General features: G+C 39.7%; 14 protein-coding genes and 1 CRISPR repeat array. Of the genes, 5 read left to right on the forward strand and 9 right to left on the reverse strand.

All coding sequences use genetic code 11. The features are described 5' to 3' along the window. The first annotated feature begins 512 nt into the window (after window positions 1-512). From ACVIJU_RS11245 to ACVIJU_RS11255, 3 genes are all read left to right on the forward strand, one after another. Complete coding sequence (locus tag ACVIJU_RS11245; protein WP_456687942.1) at window positions 513-1559, forward strand: energy-coupling factor ABC transporter permease; 1047 nt, start codon at window positions 513-515, stop codon at window positions 1557-1559. A 276-nt stretch (window positions 1560-1835) separates the two neighbouring features. Beyond that, window positions 1836-2429 (forward strand): cobalt ECF transporter T component CbiQ, encoded by a 594-nt coding sequence (gene cbiQ / locus ACVIJU_RS11250; RefSeq protein WP_456687624.1) that lies wholly within the window; start codon window positions 1836-1838, stop codon window positions 2427-2429. A 4-nt stretch (window positions 2430-2433) separates the two neighbouring features. After that, complete coding sequence (locus ACVIJU_RS11255; RefSeq protein WP_261308718.1) at window positions 2434-3264, forward strand: energy-coupling factor ABC transporter ATP-binding protein; 831 nt, start codon at window positions 2434-2436, stop codon at window positions 3262-3264. A gap of 324 nt (window positions 3265-3588) precedes the next feature. Continuing rightward, a CRISPR array of direct repeats spans window positions 3589-3879; the repeat unit is 30 nt; unit sequence GTTTCAATTCCTCATAGTTAAGATAAAAAC. A 725-nt stretch (window positions 3880-4604) separates the two neighbouring features. Here ACVIJU_RS11255 and ACVIJU_RS11260 read toward each other — a convergent pair. The 8 genes from ACVIJU_RS11260 to ACVIJU_RS11295 form a co-directional block, all read right to left on the reverse strand. After that, complete coding sequence (locus tag ACVIJU_RS11260) at window positions 4605-5303, reverse strand: response regulator (RefSeq protein WP_082829387.1); 699 nt, start codon at window positions 5301-5303, stop codon at window positions 4605-4607. Continuing rightward, window positions 5303-6892 carry a sensor histidine kinase gene (locus ACVIJU_RS11265; protein WP_327873727.1) on the reverse strand — a complete coding sequence of 530 codons (1590 nt, stop codon included), beginning with the start codon at window positions 6890-6892 and terminating at the stop codon, window positions 5303-5305. The genes ACVIJU_RS11260 and ACVIJU_RS11265 overlap by 1 nt, the downstream gene beginning before the upstream one ends. A gap of 65 nt (window positions 6893-6957) precedes the next feature. Then, entirely contained in the window at window positions 6958-8484 is a 1527-nt protein-coding gene (locus tag ACVIJU_RS11270) for a tripartite tricarboxylate transporter permease (RefSeq protein ID WP_063388192.1), read from the reverse strand. Window positions 8485-8499: 15 nt separating this feature from the next. After that, window positions 8500-8955, reverse strand: a complete 456-nt coding sequence (locus tag ACVIJU_RS11275) for a tripartite tricarboxylate transporter TctB family protein (RefSeq protein WP_063388193.1) — start codon at window positions 8953-8955, stop codon at window positions 8500-8502. Window positions 8956-9010: 55 nt separating this feature from the next. After that, a complete protein-coding gene (locus ACVIJU_RS11280; RefSeq protein WP_395994369.1) occupies window positions 9011-9979 on the reverse strand; it encodes a Bug family tripartite tricarboxylate transporter substrate binding protein in 969 nt (322 codons plus the stop codon). A gap of 1771 nt (window positions 9980-11750) precedes the next feature. Continuing rightward, window positions 11751-12128, reverse strand: a complete 378-nt coding sequence (locus tag ACVIJU_RS11285) for an iron chaperone (protein WP_063388196.1) — start codon at window positions 12126-12128, stop codon at window positions 11751-11753. Between the two features lie 883 nt (window positions 12129-13011). Next, window positions 13012-14319, reverse strand: a complete 1308-nt coding sequence (locus tag ACVIJU_RS11290; protein WP_456687625.1) for an NtaA/DmoA family FMN-dependent monooxygenase — start codon at window positions 14317-14319, stop codon at window positions 13012-13014. Window positions 14320-15558: 1239 nt separating this feature from the next. Then, entirely contained in the window at window positions 15559-16275 is a 717-nt protein-coding gene (locus ACVIJU_RS11295; RefSeq protein ID WP_456687626.1) for an alanyl-tRNA editing protein, read from the reverse strand. Between the two features lie 354 nt (window positions 16276-16629). Between ACVIJU_RS11295 and ACVIJU_RS11300 the strand changes: the two genes are divergently transcribed. Then, window positions 16630-16731 (forward strand): DUF3986 family protein, encoded by a 102-nt coding sequence (locus ACVIJU_RS11300; protein WP_456687627.1) that lies wholly within the window; start codon window positions 16630-16632, stop codon window positions 16729-16731. 41 nt (window positions 16732-16772) lie between these two features. Beyond that, on the forward strand, window positions 16773-16901 hold the full coding sequence (locus ACVIJU_RS11305; protein ID WP_456687943.1) for a DUF3986 family protein: 129 nt from the start codon (window positions 16773-16775) through the stop codon (window positions 16899-16901). A gap of 499 nt (window positions 16902-17400) precedes the next feature. Here ACVIJU_RS11305 and accC read toward each other — a convergent pair whose 3' ends face one another. After that, on the reverse strand, window positions 17401-18744 hold the full coding sequence (gene accC, locus ACVIJU_RS11310) for an acetyl-CoA carboxylase biotin carboxylase subunit (RefSeq protein WP_456687628.1): 1344 nt from the start codon (window positions 18742-18744) through the stop codon (window positions 17401-17403). Window positions 18745-18894 lie beyond the last annotated feature (150 nt).

An 18894-nucleotide genomic window follows, 5' to 3' on the forward strand; every position in this document is an offset into this window, starting at 1 on the left:
TCAACATATCTAGCTTCCAAACGTTGTAAATAAATTGATATTTTTGTGAACCTGTTAAATGCGGACAAATCCAATTTTAAAAAAACTGCCCGTTTATATGGATAGATTCATTAATCGCCGATAAGAAAAAAACTTCGCAAAACATTGACGGAATTACCGGCTGTACGCAACAGCGATCATAAAAATGTAATTTTCGACATCTATGACCCGGCAAAAAAAATCTGCGATACTAGTTGACCCTTAACGATGAGCCGAAAACAACATGAGTACCAGTAAAAATCCATCTCCTCCCCCGTTTCAAATCCAGAAGCCGGATAGTGAGAAAATGCTGGATAGCAAAAGATTGTAATTGCTGAACAAAAACAAATCGCGTTCAACAAAGCTGAACATTTCTGACCATTGAAAGTCGTGTAACTTAACATTCTCTTGACCATTCTTGTCAAACCGTGATACGCTCGTCTTACAAATTATTTTAAAAATTCTAAAAATAATGTTACAAAGGGGTGAATATGATGCACATGGCGGATGCCTTGATTTCACCAGCTGTTGGTGGAACCATGCTGGCAACTACTGCTGGAGTTGCAGCTTATTCAATCAAAAAACTCCAGAATGAGCTGGATGAAAAGAAAATTCCTTTAATGGGAGTGATGGGAGCATTTGTTTTTGCAGCACAAATGATTAATTTTTCAATACCAGGCACTGGTTCAAGCGGACACCTCGGAGGAGGAATGCTGCTGGCAATATTATTAGGTCCTTATGCGGGATTTTTAACAATGGCTTCGATTTTGTTGATACAGGCATTGTTCTTTGGTGACGGCGGATTGCTTGCTTATGGCTGCAACGTATTTAACCTTGGTTTTTATACGTGCTTTATAGCATATCCATTCATATATAAATGGTTTACACGTAAAGGTATTACTTCCAAAAGGATTTTTGCTGGTTCGATGGCTTCAGCACTGGTTGCTCTCCAATTGGGTGCTTTTAGCGTTGTCCTTGAGACTCTTTTATCAGGAAAAACCGAATTGCCCTTTGAGAAATTCGTATTGTTAATGCAGCCGATACACCTTGCGATCGGAATAGTTGAAGGGCTGGTAACCGCAGCAATCATTACCTTCGTATGGAGAGCTAGACCTGATATTTTGGAAAAAGTAGCAAACGAGGAAGCCTTTGGCAATATATCTATGAAGAAAGTATTGACAGCCCTTTCAATCGCTGTAGTTGTGGTTGGCGGTTTGTTTTCTTGGTTTGCATCCGCTAATCCTGACGGACTGGAATGGTCTATCGAAAAAACAGCAGGTACGGCAGAATTGGAAGCTCCTGACGGCATTCATGAAACACTCTCTGAAATTCAAAGCAAAACAGCATTATTGCCTGATTATGATTTTAAAGCAAGTGAAAATGAAAAAACAGCTGGACAAGCTGAAAATGCGTGGCCTGCTGTTAATGCTGGGACAAGCGTTTCGGGTATAGTAGGAGGAGCATTGACTCTTGCATTAGCCGTATTTACAGGGTGGGGCATCATGTTGATTAAAAGGAAAAAAATAAAAACGACCGCTTGATCATTTTTATGGTGGGGTCCTCCCTTTAGTTTATTAAAAATATATAATAGGAATGGATGTAAATGTCGAACATGATAAATTCGCTGTCTAATATGAGGCTTCTGGATGATCTGGCGCGAAAAGAGACCTTTATACACAGAATTCATCCACTAATAAAGCTGTTAACCACAGTCGTCTATTTGACTGTGGTTGTATCATTTGAAAGGTATGAAATAATTGGTCTTTTGCCTTTTATTTTTTATCCTATACTACTTTTTGCTTTTGCAGAGCTACCAGTTGCACCAATTTTTAAAAATGATATTGCTTATTGAACCTTTCATTATCGGAATTGGAATATTAAATCCATTGTTTGATCAATCTAAAGTGCTGTTTGGTGGAATTGCCATTTCAAAAGGTTGGGTTACTTTTTTATCCATTTTAATAAAATGCAGTTTAACAGTGACAGCCAGCATTTTACTCATTGCAACCACAGGGATGGATCGGTTTGCTGCAGCTTTGCGGATGCTCAAAATACCTAAGATTTTTGTCTTACAGCTTCTATTAACATATCGATATATATCGGTGCTGATCGAAGAGGTTTCTAGGATGATAAGGGCGTATTCACTTAGGGAGCCAGGACAAAAGGGATTAAAGTGGAGCGCTTGGGGCTCTTTTGCCGGACAAATATTGCTCAGGACTTTTGAAAGAGCAGAGCGGGTATATCAAGCAATGAATTTAAGAGGCTTTACAGGAGAGTATTATACAGGAGATATTGCAAAACTAAGCTTTAAAGATCTTGCCTATTTTGCCGGATGGAGTCTATTTTTTATTATTGCAAGAATTTACAACATACCTGTATTGATAGGGTCATTGTTTACAGGAGTGATTTGATAGGATGAGTCATCATAAAATTGAAGTGAGGAATCTGCATTTTTCGTATCCGGATGGACATAAAGCAATTAAAAATATGTCTTTTTCCATTTATCATGGTGAATCAGTCGGAATCATTGGTGCAAATGGTGCTGGGAAGTCTACGCTGCTAATGCTGTTGATGGGAGTTTATTTTCCGGATGGCGGAGAAGTGCTGGTAGGAGATGTGCGTGTAACCAAAAAGACATTACCGATGATTCGCCAAAGATTGGGAATGGTTTTTCAGGACCCTGACGACCAATTGTTCATGACTACTGTTTATGAAGACGTTGCCTTTGGACCACGAAATTATAAGCTGGAAGAGGAAGACGTGGAGAGACGGGTGATGCAGGCACTGGAGAAGGTTGGAATACCTCATTTGAGAGACCGAGCCCCCTATAAACTATCAGGAGGAGAAAAACGATCTGCCGCAATTGCATCCGTTTTATCCATGCAACCTGATGTATTGATCATGGATGAGCCAACTTCTGGCCTGGATCCAAAATCAAGACGGAGAATAATTGATTTGTTAAAAAGCTTTGAACATACAAAAATAATTACCAGCCACGATTTGGACATGGTACTTGAAACCTGTAAAAGGATTATTGTGATAAAAAAAGGAGAAATAGCTGCAGATGGAACCGCAGTGGACATTTTATCCAATGAAGATCTGCTGAATAGCTGTGGCTTGGAATTACCTCTTTCACTTCAAAATTGTCCTGTTTGCGGAACTTCAAAAGACAAATTCGGATATATCCATGAGAAAATTGTAGTCGACAAAGAAGCCAAAAAAGAATTGCGATTGACCGGAGAATGAGATTGCTTTTGAAATTTGAAGAAGCTCAAATAAATTCAACTATTTCGAAGCAGTTGACCTTATGAAATAAGCACTGCCTAATCTGACGAGAACGATCAAAATATTCTCTCGTTTATTTTGATGTTCCATGCCCCCCGCTCCGACATCACTTTCACAAAAAACATCGGCTGGCTCATTGATGTTCCGAACTTAACTTATATCCGTTTCCCCGATTATAAAAATGATGAAGCACGACCGCATAGGCCGTGCTTTTTTGGTTAAAATTTTTCTTCATAGTTAAGATAAAAATAGTATTGGCAATTGATATGGACGGACAAGGGAATCGTTTCAATTCCTCGTAGTTAAGATAAAAACGTTGGATGATTTGGATGTGCGGATCATCCTACGATGTTTCAATTCCTCATAGTTAAGATAAAAACGGAAATAAAAAAACGAAAAACAAAGGAGAGATTTGTTTCAATTCCTCATAGTTAAGATAAAAACGAAAACCCGGAATTGTTGGGGGGATCGGAATGAGCGAGTTTCAATTCCTCATAGTTAAGATAAAAACGATACAGGCTAAGATATCCGGTACGCCTTGCTTGGGTTTCAATTCCTCATAGTTAAGATAAAAACCCAAAAAATCACTGTTATATAAGTATTTAGTTTAAAATGATTTATGAGTTATTTATATTTTAGCGAAAGAGTTACATTTTATCAATCCTTTGATTTGCGTGGGCTCATTGGAGATTAGAAAGAGTCGTCGATCCCCCAGGATTTTTGCATGATTGGGGGTCGACGACAATTTTCATTTAAAACAGGCTTTCCACGTTTGCAGGCCAACAATCAAATCCGTGTTTTATCTGAAATATTTTACCTGATCCATCTGTTTTAATAGAGCAAACGGCCGAACTAGAAGTTCATGCCGTTTGTTATTTCCATTGAATGGTTAGAGAGATAGACCATCATCGTCACGGTCTCTGAACTAAACAGTATTGAAATCAATACGCTTAAGCGGCATCATCCGGTAGTGTCCATATTCCACGGATAAAACGCTGTGTTCTGGGTTTATCCTTCTCACTCATTTGCGGTGAGAGTGAGACCATCTTCAACGCATAAAACGCCGTGTTTCTGGAGCAAGGATACGGCCTACCGATGAATAACGATTAAGTAATCACTCCACTCCACCAAGATGCAATACAAACATAATCATAGCGGCAATCGCCGCGCCGGCGAAAGAAGAAGGCGTCTGAAAACCGTAAAAAACAGCAACGATGGGAACCGCAAATACCTGCAAGCAAAATATCGGTAAAATGACATCAAGCAAAATCAGAATAAAAACATCTAAGCTGTCTTCCTCCCTATCGTTTTAGCTTGTAAATTCTCTCCGGCCTTCCAACAGAGCCGTACAAAATGTCAGCTGTCACTTGAGAAATGGAAACAAGATATTCTAAATATCTTCTTGATGTCGTTCGGCTCGCGCCAATAAGTTTCCCTACTTCTTCCGCTGTAATGCCGTCTCGATATTGCTTCACTACCGCCAGCACTTTCTCCAATGTCAATCGGTGAATTCCTTTTGGCAGTTCCCCTTCTGCGTCTCCAAAGGTACGTTCCCGTCGAATTAATTGATCGATTTCCTCCTGTCCAATCAATTCTTTTTCCTTCATCAGTTCATGCATTTTATAAAAATATTCTTTGTATTTCACCAATGTTTCGGTAAAACGGTCGAGCATAATCGGCTTGATAATATAGTCAAACACTCCACCATGCATCGCTTGCTTTAATGTATCAATTTCTCTGGCAGCTGTAATCATAATAATATCGATATTCGCAAAATGCTCGCGAATCCATTTTAAAAATTGAATCCCATTCATATCAGGAAAATAAATGTCCAGCAGCACTAAATCGGGTTGCAGCACTTCTATCAGTTCTTTCCCTTCCTGTTCGTTTGTGGCAATCCCGACCACTTTATATCCTTCTACTTTTTCAACAAAGCGGCGGTTAATTTCGGCAATACGTTTATCATCTTCGACAATGAGCACTTGAATAGTGTATTCCATCATAATTCCTCCCGTTGCTTCGGAATGATAACGGTAAAAACGGTTCCTTTTTCTCGCTCTGATTGATAAGTAATGTGCCCTCCAAGCACCTTTAACGAATTTTTTACTAAATCCAGACCGTATCCTCTCTGTGCTTTCCCCTTGGTGGAAAATCCCCGTTCAAATATTTGTTCAGCAATCTCTTCCTGAATACCCGTTCCGTTATCTTCCACTTCAATGATTAGATCGTCGCCAAGATCGGTTAAAAAGACGTTGACCCGCTTTTGGTCACGCCCATTGTGCAATGCCGCCTCCATGGCATTATCAATAATATTGCCGATAATCGTAACAAGATGATCGCGGTCCAATTGTTTCGGAATATCTTTAAAGCTGCTTTGCCGATCAATATCAAATTGAATTTTCAGCTCATTAGCTCGGTTAAATTTTCCGATTAACAGCCCTCCAACAATCGGGTCAGGTACTTCTTTCATCACAAAACGAACGATATCCTGCTGCATGTTTGTTTCTTTTGTAATGAGTTCCAACGCTTCTTCATAAGATTCCAGCTGAATCAATCCAGAAATAAGATATAATTTATTGGAAAATTCATGTGTCTGCGCCCGCAGTGCTTCGGCATAGCTTTTTAGCTGGGAAAGCTCTTTTGTCAATCGGTACAGTTCCGACTTATTGCGAAATGTCGATACCGCCCCAATGACGTTTTCTTTTTTATCAACAATCGGAATGCGATTAGTAATGATCGTTTCTTCACCTAATATCATTTCGTCATCATATTCTGCTTCACCTGTTCGAATTACTTCTAACAGCCTAGAATGAGGAATAATATGTAAAATATATTTTCCTAGCACATCTTGTTCTCTTTTATACCCTAACAGCGTCATCGCCGTTTTATTGACCATTGTAATGATTCCTTCCTGATTCACAGCAACAATTCCTTCACGAATCGCTTCTAAAATCGCCTGCTTTTCTTGGTATAATAGCCCGATTTCTTTCGGTTCCAATCCATGAATCGATTTTTTTACCGTTTTGGCAATAACAACCGCTCCAATAATCCCTAGCAATAGAGCAAGGATAGAAAATAAAAAAATGTTTGAGGTATATGACCAAACGATATCCTCAATATCTTCCAGCAAAAAGCCTACCGATACGATGCCCACCACATTTCCCTGCTCATTGAAAATCGGTGCTTTTCCGCGTATCGCCGGACCGAGCGAACCAACCGCTTCAGAAATAATCGCTTTTCCTTTAAGCACCTCGTGATTATCTCCCCCGACCATCTTCTTCCCAATTCGATCTGGGAGCGGATGGGCGTAACGAATTCCTTGTCTGTTTCCCACGACAACGTACTCTGCGCCTGTTTTTCGACGAATCATTTCTGCAAACGACTGAATTTGTTGATGAGGGTTCGGCTGTTTAAAAGCGTTCCGAATGTGCGGCGTAGCGGCCACCGTTTCTGCTACATTCAGCGCCCGCATTCCGATTTGTTCTTTCAGTGTTGCCGCAAGCATGTACTGAAACAAAAAGGAAAGAAAAATAATAACAAATAAAAGCAATGAACAAATAATGATCACCAGTCGCGTTTGCAGCTTCATTTTTCTCTCTCCTTGACTAAAAATAGAGAAAGACTATCCGCCAAAAGGCAATAGTCTTTCCCTTATTACATATCTTCATTTACAATAATCGACTTCCCTTTTAATTTCATGATAAATGGCACAACAATCCATAAAAACGCTATGATCAGCAGTACAAGTGAGATTGGTTTTTCAAAAAACACCATAAAATCGCCATTCGACGCTGTAAGTGCTCTTCGCATGTTATTTTCGATCATCGGACCAAGTACCAGCCCTAATACAAGCGGAGCAAGGGGAAAGTCATGTTGTGCCAGCAAATAGCCTAAAAGGCCAAACCCAATGAGTAGAAACACATCAAATATTGTGACTTGCACCGCATAAACACCGAAAACCGAAATCGCAACAATAAGCGGCAGCAAATATTTAGTCGGGGTTTCAATAATTTTAGCAAATATTTTGACAAGAGGCATGTTTAAAATAAGCAGCATCACATTGCCGATAAACATGCTGGCAATAAGCCCCCATGCAACATCTGGATGTTCGTCGAAAAGAAGAGGACCCGGCTGGACGTTATACATAATTAACGCACCCATTAAAATCGCCGTCGTCCCAGAGCCAGGGATTCCGAGCGTCAACAGCGGAATCATCGCCCCTCCTGAAGCGGCATTGTTCGCTGATTCCGGCGCCGCCACGCCGGCAATCGTTCCCTTTCCGAATTTTTCAGGCGTTTTGCTTAATTTCTTTTCCATGATATATGAGAAAAACGAGGCGAGCGTCGCCCCTGCTCCCGGCAATACGCCGACGAAAAAGCCTAGCAGCGATCCGCGCGCAATCGGACCCACGCTTTCTTTTGCTTCTGCTTTCGACGGAAGGATGCGGCCGATTTTTGCGATTTCGCCGTCATTTTTCTCCTTATGAAGAATGGCTTTGAATACTTCTCCTAAGGCAAACAAACCGACCGCTACCGTTAAAAATTCCAAGCCCCCGTATAGAAACGAAATGTTATACGTAAACCGTGCCACACCTGATACATTATCAAGACCAATGGTCGAAAGCAATAAGCCGAAAACAGTCATCATCCACGCTTTTGTCATCGAGTTTCCCGCCAGTCCACTGACAGCAGCCAATCCGAGAAGCATTAAGGAAAAATATTCCGCTGGGCCGAATTTCAACGCTACATTGGAAAGCGGCTCTGCCAACAGCACAAGGGCAATTAAGGAAACGAGCCCGGCGACAAATGAACCGATCGCCGCAATCGCTAAAGCTGCCCCCGCCCTTCCCTGCTTTGCCATTTGATAACCGTCCAATGTCGTTACAACAGAGGAGGATTCTCCAGGCGTATTTAATAAAATCGATGTTGTCGAACCGCCGTACATCGCTCCGTAATAAACACCAGCAAGCAAAATAATCGAGCTTGTCGCCGCTTGAGCTGGGTCAAGACCGGACGTCATTGAAGCGGTTACCGGGATGAGCAGCGCTACCCCGCTCATCGGCCCAATTCCTGGCAGCACTCCTACCGCCGTTCCGATGAGCACTCCAAGAAAGGCGAAAAACAGATTGTGCGGCTGCAATGCGGTCTGAAAGCCATCAATTAAAAATGTCAATGCATCCAAACTTTTCCACCTCCTTTACTGCAACCAAATTGGCCAGCTAGGCAACGTTCCTTGCAACAGCTTGACGTATAGCCCGTATACCCCTAGAGAAAAACAAGCGGCAAACAACACCGATTTCCACAGCCCACCTTTTTCCATTGCCTGAAATCCAATAACAAGAAAGACAAAAGTGGTAATCACATAGCCGACTGTTTCTAATAAAGCAGCATAGAAAACGGCGGCAAGTAAAATGATGAAAAACTTTTTATATTGCAGCGGCAGCTTTTCGCTTTCTGAGTGCGCATATTTTGCTGTTTCGAAGAGCAGTTTAATGCTTAATAACACAAGAATAAGTCCTAGCAAAAATGGAAACACGTTTGGTCCGACGGCACTCCCATACGCACTTTTCGAGATTCGCAGACTTTCCACCATAAACAAAGCTCCAACAGCCAAAAAGGTGATGGCAGCAATGCGATCAAACGTTTTACTCACTCACATCCCTCCGTTCTTGTTATAAAGATGGGGAAGAATTCTCTCCCCCGTTCACTTACTTATGCATTCCGAGCGATTTTAGCATGTCGCTAATAAGCTGTTCTTGTTCTTGTAAAAATTGTGTAAATTCTTTGGAACCTTTGTATTCAGGCTCCCAGCCTTGTTTTGTTAACTCCTCTTTCCATTTTTCATGCTCAGACAATTTTTTGAATGTATTTTCCCAAAACTTTTTCGCATCGTCAGACATTTGTTTTGGACCAAAGACGCCGCGCCAAATTGTAAATTCCGCATCAATGCCAAGCTCTTTTAACGTCGGTGCATCTTTCAAAACACCGCCAAGACGTTCCGGCGCTGAGACAGCAAGCACCCGCACTTTTCCTGCTTTTACATATTCCCCGACAGAAGAAGCATCGGTTGCAATGACATCGGTATTTCCGCCAAGCAGCGCTGCAATTGCTTCCCCTCCGCCATCGTACGACACGTATTTCACTATTTTCGGATCGATACCGGATTTATAAATAGGAAGAATCGCAACCAAATGATCCATAGATCCTGGTGCAGATCCGCCGGCAACCGTCACCGATTTCGGATTTTGCTTAATCGCATCCAATAATTGAGACATCGACTGAAATTTCGAATCCGCTCTGACCACGATCGCTCCAAAATCTTTGGTTAGTTGGGCAAGCGGTGTTGTATCTTTATAACCATATGGACTGTTTCCTTCCGCTTTTAAGTTGTTAATAATGATCGGCGGGGAGTTGACAAACAGCTTATAATCATTGTTTTTATCTTGCGTCGCATATTCCGCCATAAACACGGTTCCTCCACCGCCCGGTTTATTCTCTACCGTCATCGTTTGCTTCACTAGATTTGTTTCATCCAATATTTTCGTAATCGCTCTTGCTGTTAAATCCCAGCCGCCCCCAGCACCTGAAGGAGCGACAAACATAATCGGTTTTGTTGGATAATTTTCTTGTTTGTTAGATGATTTTGTCGTCGCAGTACTTCCGCAAGCCGCCAGCATCACCGCGACAATCCCCATCACTAGAAAGAACCACCACTTTTTCATTTCAACAGTACCCCCTTGTTTTTTGACAGCGTTTACATTTTCAAAGGTATTATAGCAGCAATTTTCTGAATAATGTTTTTTTGCAAATAAAAATAATTATGTGCATTTTGTTCATAAAAATAGAAAAAAACCTGTCCCCGACTGATGTGGCAAAGAACAGGTTAAATTACAAAAGGATGGCCTTCTTCTCAAATAGAGCCTCGTCTACTCTGGATTTTTGAATAGTTTGTTGTAAGGTGACGGTTTACTTGTCGTTTTATAAGTAACAGAAATAACGGAGCAATTCCTTCGGTTAAACCGCATAATATTACACGGCTGATCCGATCAAATGATTATTCGTCCCAAGTTTGCGGATTGGAGAACGCAACCCGGACGACTTTGTCGGAAATGAAACATTTAAGCGTTGAAGGATTTTTGAATATGGATTCATATGCGCTCTACAGTTTTTTTCGTCTAGCATTCGATTGGCTGCAGTTTAACTTCTTTCTTCCCGTTTGGTACGATCCGGACGAGTTTCCTCGTCTTTCATGGTATTCCATTCTTTCGCTTTCTTTTACTTACGAATTTCATAGTTTTGAAGCTATCACTTTTGAATACATTTTTTATAAGATTGGCCGTTATCTTTCACAAGTCTGTGCATAATTTCCTGCTGGATTGTAGAGATGATCGCTATAAAAATAGATATGTGATTTCTTTTTCTTGAAAAAGTATGGCTTGTATATCATGAAAATACTTCAATACTGAAAGATGGATAAAAATGTTCCTGTCTACTTGACATGGGTCACTTCACATTGGCCGTGCTTTTTTGTTTAAAGTTTTTCTTCATAGTTTAAAATAAAAGCATATTTTGGGCGGAAATTGCGCCATCCACAACAGGGCTTCAATTCCTCATAGTTAAGATAAAAACGGGTCAATGGTTAGCAAAATTAATAATCGAGACATGGTATTTCAATTCCTCATAGTTAAGATAAAAACGACAGCAAATTTACGCGCTTTGCTCGATTTTTACGAATTTCAATTCCTCATAGTTAAGATAAAAACCCCAAAAATGGTTGTTAGATATGTATTTGGTTTAAAGTGGTTGATTAGTTATTTTCATTTTAGCGAAGGAGGTACATTTTATCAATCCTTTGATTTGCATGGGCTCAATGAAGATTTGAAAGAGTCGTCGATCCCCTGAGATTTTTGCACGATTGGAGATCGACGACAAATCTTATTATGTTTAAAACAGGTGTTCCACATGTACCGATCAACAATTCTATTATTTGGAACTTGATTTAACACCTCTTACTTAATTACAATTCCGGCCTCCAAATAAAGAATGGCATACTTACCGAAACCTGTCCATCCTTCATGAAATGACAGAAAAAGGTCAAACGCATGGCGATGGGATAAAAATACGAGGAAACATTCCTTATCGAATATCGATTAAAGAAAAAAGTTGGCAGATTCACCCTCTATTTTTTACATTATCTATATCTATTATAGGTTCCCTTAAAAATAGGCAAACCAACCCCTTTTTCTCCGCACAAAGGCAGAGCTTTGAATGGTTCCTCAATCATGCGGATTCTCTACTCGAATTCCAATTCGATCCCTCCCAGAAAATTTCCGAAAGTGCATCTTTTCCAATAAAATCTATCCATAAAGGCTATTAATGTAGGTTCATAAAAGTTTGTTACGAATTTTGATGGAGAATACAACGAACACTTTTCTTATTCTAAACGTTCTAACAAGAAGTATCGCCACCGGCTCTCCAAGTATCGATCGTCTTTTTCACAAAATCTTCAAGTCCGCTATTATGCAAATCAACTGACTTTTTTATGCGTATACATCCTTTTCCATAATCCAATCCGGTCAGCAACTCCTTGGAATTTTCTATTTTCTCAATATTGCCCACGTATAGACTCACATAAGATTTTTGAGCATTCAAATGGAATAATTTTGAGGGCCCGCTGCCATAACATAGCATCTTGTATTGGATGCCCTCCTCGAGTTCAGGCGCATTTTCTAATATAAATTGTCTTACAATTAGGAGCTTCTCTTTTCTCCAGTCGTCGTCTAGCAGTTCAATATATTCTTTTGGGGTTTTAGCATCGTATTGCATTGTCAATCCTCCATAAAAATCTTTTTTTTATCTTATCTTATTTTCTAGTTTTAAGCAAAACTACCGTTAATGATATGTGTCAAGATTTTCTCAGGATGGTTATCGGATCAATATTTCAGACGTCCTCATCTAGTACACCACAGCCAATGATTTTTTGGAAGTCTCAGTAATGTTTGCCATTATGGGTGACCTTCCGCAATCGTCCCGCTCCGCTTGAATTGGACTGTATACCGCTACACACCCTGATCAATGGTCGGGTTCTCTGATACAATATTGCGGACATCTTGACGGGTCTTCTCGGCTTCCTACTGCTTACGGACGCTCCTTTGTCTGCCCTTCACGTCTGATTCATGATCCCCTGGATGATTTTGACCCTAACTTCGCCACCCCTCTGTCTCCAGTACATTCTCCGTTTTTTCATCCGGTAGATAGCAGGTGGATGTGCGCTGATTGGATTCATCCCCCTCAGTCCGTGGGCTCCCTTCTGAACCTCTTCTCCCGGTCCCGCCAGTCCCAGATGTACTCCCAATTACCAAGGATATCGTTGCTCTAGTAAGTTCCTAATGCCTTCTGAACAATCTGCCCTTTAATAAACCGTTATAGTTTTTAAGCAACTCTTTGAACATTTAACAAATGTCTTGATAAGTTTTTTGTGCCATGGACATTTAACCCTACTAAAAAACTTTTTAAATTAAAAAACACACGTTCGGAATTACTTCCATAACGTGTGTTTGTTGCTTTTAAAGCATCTAAAGACAAGTTTTATGACTTTTTCATCATCTCATCTAATTGTAAACACAAGTTGAGGCAATACTATCAATTAAATTTCATATAGTCTCTAGTAAACCTCCAAATTTTAAACACTTCATTGCAAATTTAAGACCTATGTTATACCTAAATGCTCACGCAAGGTACAACCCTTATATTCGCTCCTGAACAAACCTTTTTCGACCAGCATTGGAATCAGCTCATCGAAGAATAATTGCAAAGATTTTATCGAACCGCCTGGAAGAGCTATAAATCCGTCCATTGCACCGGCTTCAAACCACTCTGTAATTTCTCTCAGTGCATCCTCAGCCGTTCCGACGACCACCCAATGTGCGGATCCGACAACCTCTGGCCTTGACAACAGCTCTTCCACTGTAGGCTGCTGATGCATGATCAGCCTGCGCAACAGATCAGCGTGTGTTTGACTCCGTACTGGCTGATTCGGGTCGGGAAGCAAATCGGCAGTTACTGGCTGATCCAAAGGCAGGTGGCTAATATCAATGCCCAGAATGGATTTGACGGCTGCATATCTATGTGCAATGCTCATATGTGCATGCGCCTCCCTGTGCAAATCGAGCGCTTCGCCTCGGGTCTTGCCTAAGAAAAAATACAGTCCTGGCAAAACTCGGATTGCATCCGGACGGCGCCCGTGCTTCCTCGCTCGTCTCCTCAAATCATCACGCAATTCGATGCCTGAAGCAATGTCTGGTGTTGCGGCAAAAATAGCATCCGCTACTGAAGCGGCAAAATCTCGTCCAAAAGTCGAGGCACCTGCCTGAAATAAGGGAATCGATCCTGATTTATGGGCTGGAAGATTGAGCGGCCCTTTGACACTGAAAAAATCACCGGAATGATTAATTGGAGAAACCATCTCCCTGTCAGCATATTTACCCGAAACGCGATCAACAATCAACGCTTCATGCGGGTAGCTCTCCCAAAGCTTGAGTACGACATCAGTGAATTCAATGGCTTTTAAATACCTTTCTTCTGTTGACGGCATGGGGGAATTACTGAAATTTTCGGCTCCCTCAATAGAGGTTACAATATTCCATCCGGCACGCCCATTGCTGATCCAATGCAAAGACTGAAGCTGTCTTGCAACGACGTATGGCGGGTTGAAGGTAGTGGAAACGGTCGTAACCAGCCCGATCTGATCGGTTTCGCGGGCAATTGAGGTAAGGAGAATCGTCGGATCGAGGCTGCTAAAAGCAGGAGAATTCCCCAGCATCTCTTCTTTGAGAAAAAGTGCATCAGGCTTAAAGACAAAATCAAGCTTTGCCTTCTCTGCCATTTTCGCCAGCCTGACATAAAAGTCGCTCGAATACAAATTTTCCACGCCGCTATCTTCTTGTCGCCAGCCATTTCCTCTCATCCAGGTTGTTGACAATGACAACCCGATGCAAAGTTGCCTATCTTTTGTCAATCGCACCACCCTTTCCTATAAGTAATTTGCGCTCGGAACATGCTCCAATCAAATGTATAGCTGCAATAGGTCGTAGTGATCTGATCTCTAATGTCTTTCGATATCGGCTGTCACTTCTCCCCAATCGGCAGGGCCATACTGTGTTTCTTTAAATAATGGTGGAAAATATCCGTCCAGACTTATGGAACTGACCGATGCAGCAGCACTAATTTCTCTATGTTTTAGGATCGTGTCATCACGATTCGTTTCGTTTCGATTAAAACAGTGTATTTCGTTTCGAAATTATTCACGTTGGTATTTCCTTATTTTCTCCAAGACCGACTCATCACCGTCTAGTCCACCATCCAACTGCCGTCTGCAGAGTCCATCTCTCTTGTCTAAACCTACCAAATTTGCTGAAGTGATTTTTATTTTAATAAAATTGATAATCATTTTCATTATAATATTAAAAATGTCTCCGTTCCATGAACAAAATCCAGAATTTTTTTTGTACTATTTGCATTGTCATCCAAGCAGAAGCAATATTTCCATTCTACATGGACCTTGAAGTAGCTATAGAAATAAAGAGAAAAGATCTACAAGAACAAAACCATTTCTCGACAATGAGAATGGCTTTTATCTTTATTTAGAAGTTGTTACAACCCGTTCACTTGAAGTTTTACTAAACATAAATTTTGTTGAAGCTGTTTCATGATTTTACTTGTAATTGTGCTGCCTAATTTTGCGCCAATTCGCTCACGGTGTTACTTTTAAGTTTCAATTTTTGAAGTGGATAAATAAGATTTTAACTTTGATCCTGTTAAGATTAACCAACAAATCCATTCCTTGTCGTCATTTGCTTCCACTTTAGCATCGCAAACAGACAAAAAGCATGGAAAAGCTTATATTATAAGAGCAATCCCGTATTTTTAACGTGATTATTATACTCCCGTTTTTTTGCAGAAAAGCCGTATTGAACACTTCCTTTACTCTCTTTCCTCAATTAATTGCACTTGATTTTTTAATGCGAAACATAAATCGTTTTTTCACAAAATTTTTTCTTCCTTAACTTTCACCAATGATCTGACAGCTTCCTTCAACCCTTCATGGCAAAAAAATACGCCACCCCGGATCGGAATGACGCTTCATTTCGATAAAATTTCCAAGAAGCAAACATAACACGTCACTTTTTCTGTCACGAAGGCACATTTTATATGTGCAGCACAAACTTCTAAATAATGTGTATGTTTGTAAATTTGTTCAAATAGTGTTTAAAGTAACTTCTAAACGTTTTTTGTTCTGCCCTTTACTTTTGATTTTCGAAATTTGAAAAGAGCCTATTTCTTTTGTTTCCTTTACATGTGTTCCTCCACAAGCCTGTTCATCAATGTCCCCAATAGTAACGAGGCGAACATTTTGAATAGAAGGAGGCAGCAAATTAATAACTGTTTTAATAAAACCATCAATTTTCTCAGCTTCTTCACGGCTAACGGTTCGTATTGAGACATGATGATTTTCTTGGATTAACTTGTTTGTTGCTTCTTCCACCTCATTAAATTGTTCATCTGTTAATGGTTCTTCAAATTGAAAATCTATTCTGGCCTGATCCTCAAAAATTTGATTCCCTGTCGCCAACGCCCCAAATTTGCTGTAAAGATAACCGGCTAATACATGCAGCAGAGTATGGTAACGCATAAGTTTATATCGTCGATCCCAGTCTATTAGTATTTCTACAGGACCTTGCTTTAGTTTTTCAGCATTGTCTACATAATGGACAATTTGTCCGTTTTCTCTTTGAACCTTATTCACTTTAAATATTTCATTTCCTTGTTTGATCATCCCTGTATCATGAGGCTGGCCGCCGCCTGAAGGATAGAAAATTGTCTCGTCTAAAATAATTTTGTTTTCTTTAATGTCTATGACTTCCGCCTGATGCTCTTTTTTATAACTGTCTTCTAAAAAAACTTCTCTTGTCATTTGTAAATCCCCCTTTAAAAATTATGGAAATATTATGTACTCTTAATTTATTATAACAAATGGGATTTATCTGATTATGATTGACACAGAGATGGATCGAGATGAAATATAGGATTTTAAAGGAATTGCAAAATGCATACTGGAATGAAAGAACTTGACTTGAACTTTAAAATTTTTTCACTAGATTGATTGCCATTGTAATGGGGTTAGTAACAAAAAAACTAAAACAGCCTATCTCTAGATTGGATTATCGGAAAAGGAGCACATTTACAAGATCATGATGCAGCTCCTAATAAAAACATCACTTTTTATGATTTCAGTTACTTGATAAATCAATGAATAGGGGGACTAAACGTGAATTTTGATCCAAATCAGCATCTCCATTTAGGGTATTATGAGAACAATGTTGATCTAGAAGCAGTCGCATATAAAATTCAGAATGAAATAAGTGGGTAATTTTTTTAGATAATGAACAAGATACAACATTAGTTAAAAAAATATTAGATAACTATGATTTCCATAAAAAATATGGTTACAAGCTTTTTACTGTTGATGCAGATGATTTATCTTATAAAGTTGGAAATAGACTTTTTGAAAAATGGTTAAAAGAAAATAATATTATATAAGAAATACGGAACATATTTGTTTAATACAAAATAAAAATTTAGCAGCTTGCAAAATAAAAAATCATTGTCATCTCCCTCTTCCCTGCCTTCTAATTGGACAAAAAAGGCTGTTAATAGAGAAAAATGCTTGCAATAATTCAACAACATCATATCAACTATTTGTATTAAGGGATGTCTCTGATACCAACGCCAAAGAGACGGGACATAGTTTTAAAACAGTTAAAAAATATGCGAATAAAGAAGATAGGAATCTGTTTGTGAGACTTTTTATAACCAGATCGATAAAATTAAGACAAAAATGAGATAATCGACAGTTTTGCGATAGCCTTCTTTTGAAAGTTAAATAAAGTTATGTTTTGCTAGACATTCTAAGTAAAATCTAAATCCTTCATCATTTATTATTTAAAAGTAAAATAGACAATTTGCTTATGTTAAAAAAAAATCAGGACTGCTCTTTCATCGATTTTTGAACAGCCCTGTCTATTTCTGCTTCCATTGTTTACTTCATAACTTTTTCAAGCAAACGGGTATTAACATTTCCGCTTACAAATTCTTCGTCCTGTAAAACTTCTTTTAAAAATGGGATTGTTGTTTTAATCCCTTCAACTGTAAATTCATCTAATGCGACAAGCATTCGTTTCATGGCATGTGTTCGATCATAACCATGGACGATAACTTTGGCGATCATGGAATCATAAAACAAAGGCACTGAATAGCCTTGGTAACAATGGGTATCAATCCGCACTCCAGGTCCTTGCGGCATTTCCCATTTTGAAATTAATCCTGGACTTGGTCGAAACCCTTCTTCCGGTGCTTCCGCATTGATTCGGCATTCGACTGCATGACCAGTAAACCGAATATCTGATTGGGTAAAGCGAAGTTTTTCACCACGTGCAATATTTATTTGTTCCTGTACTAAATCAACACCTGTAATAGCTTCAGTCACTGGGTGTTCAACTTGAATTCTTGTGTTCATTTCAAGGAAATAAAACTTTTGTTCATCTTGATCCACAATGAATTCAACCGTCCCTGCATTTTCATAGGAAATGTTTTTGGCTAGCTTCACTGCTGCTTCACGGATCTCTTGGCGAAGCTTTTCAGAAATATTAGGTGCGGGCGCTTCTTCAATTAATTTTTGATGCCGGCGTTGTGTTGAACAATCCCTTTCACCAAGATGAATAACATTTCCGTGTTGATCGCCAAGGATTTGCACTTCAATATGCCGGGCGTTAGGGATATATTTTTCAACGTACATAGTTCCATCGCCGAAAGCTGCTTTCGCTTCAGCTGAGGCTGATTCAAAAACCGTTTTAATATTGGCATAATCGGTAATAATTTTCATACCGCGGCCCCCTCCTCCAGCTGCAGCCTTTAACATAATGGGTAAACCTATTTTTTCAATGGTTTGAACTACTTCCTCAAAGGATGCCACTTTTTCGGAACCGGGCAAAACAGGGACGCCGCATTGCTGTGCGATTGATCTAGCGACAAGTTTGTTTCCCATTTTCGAAATGTGCTCCGGTTTTGGACCGATAAATATGAGACCATGATCTTGACAGTTTTGTGCAAGTTCGGCTACTTCCGATAAAAATCCATACCCTGGATGTATTGCATCTGCCCCAACTGATTTCGCTGCTGTAATGATCACGGGAATGTTTAAATAACTTTTGGTTGAATTAGCTGGTCCGATGCAAACGGTTTTGTCGGCTAATCGAGCTGGCAGACTGTCTATATCAGCTTCAGAAACAGCAAGAACTGTTTCGATTCCTAAAACTTTACAAGATCTTATAATTCGAACTGCTATCTCGCCTCTATTGACGATGAAAATTTTTTTAATATTCATTTGACCTGCACCCTCTATCTTTCATTTAATAGAAATTAAGTTTTTCCAATCATAAAAAGAGCAACGTAAAGAGAAGAAATCGGTATAAAACCGATCCCCCTAATTTCTGAGCTTAAAAAGCGATACCCATTTTATATTTTTCCAATACGA

The organism is Aeribacillus sp. SP014 (assembly GCF_054055575.1).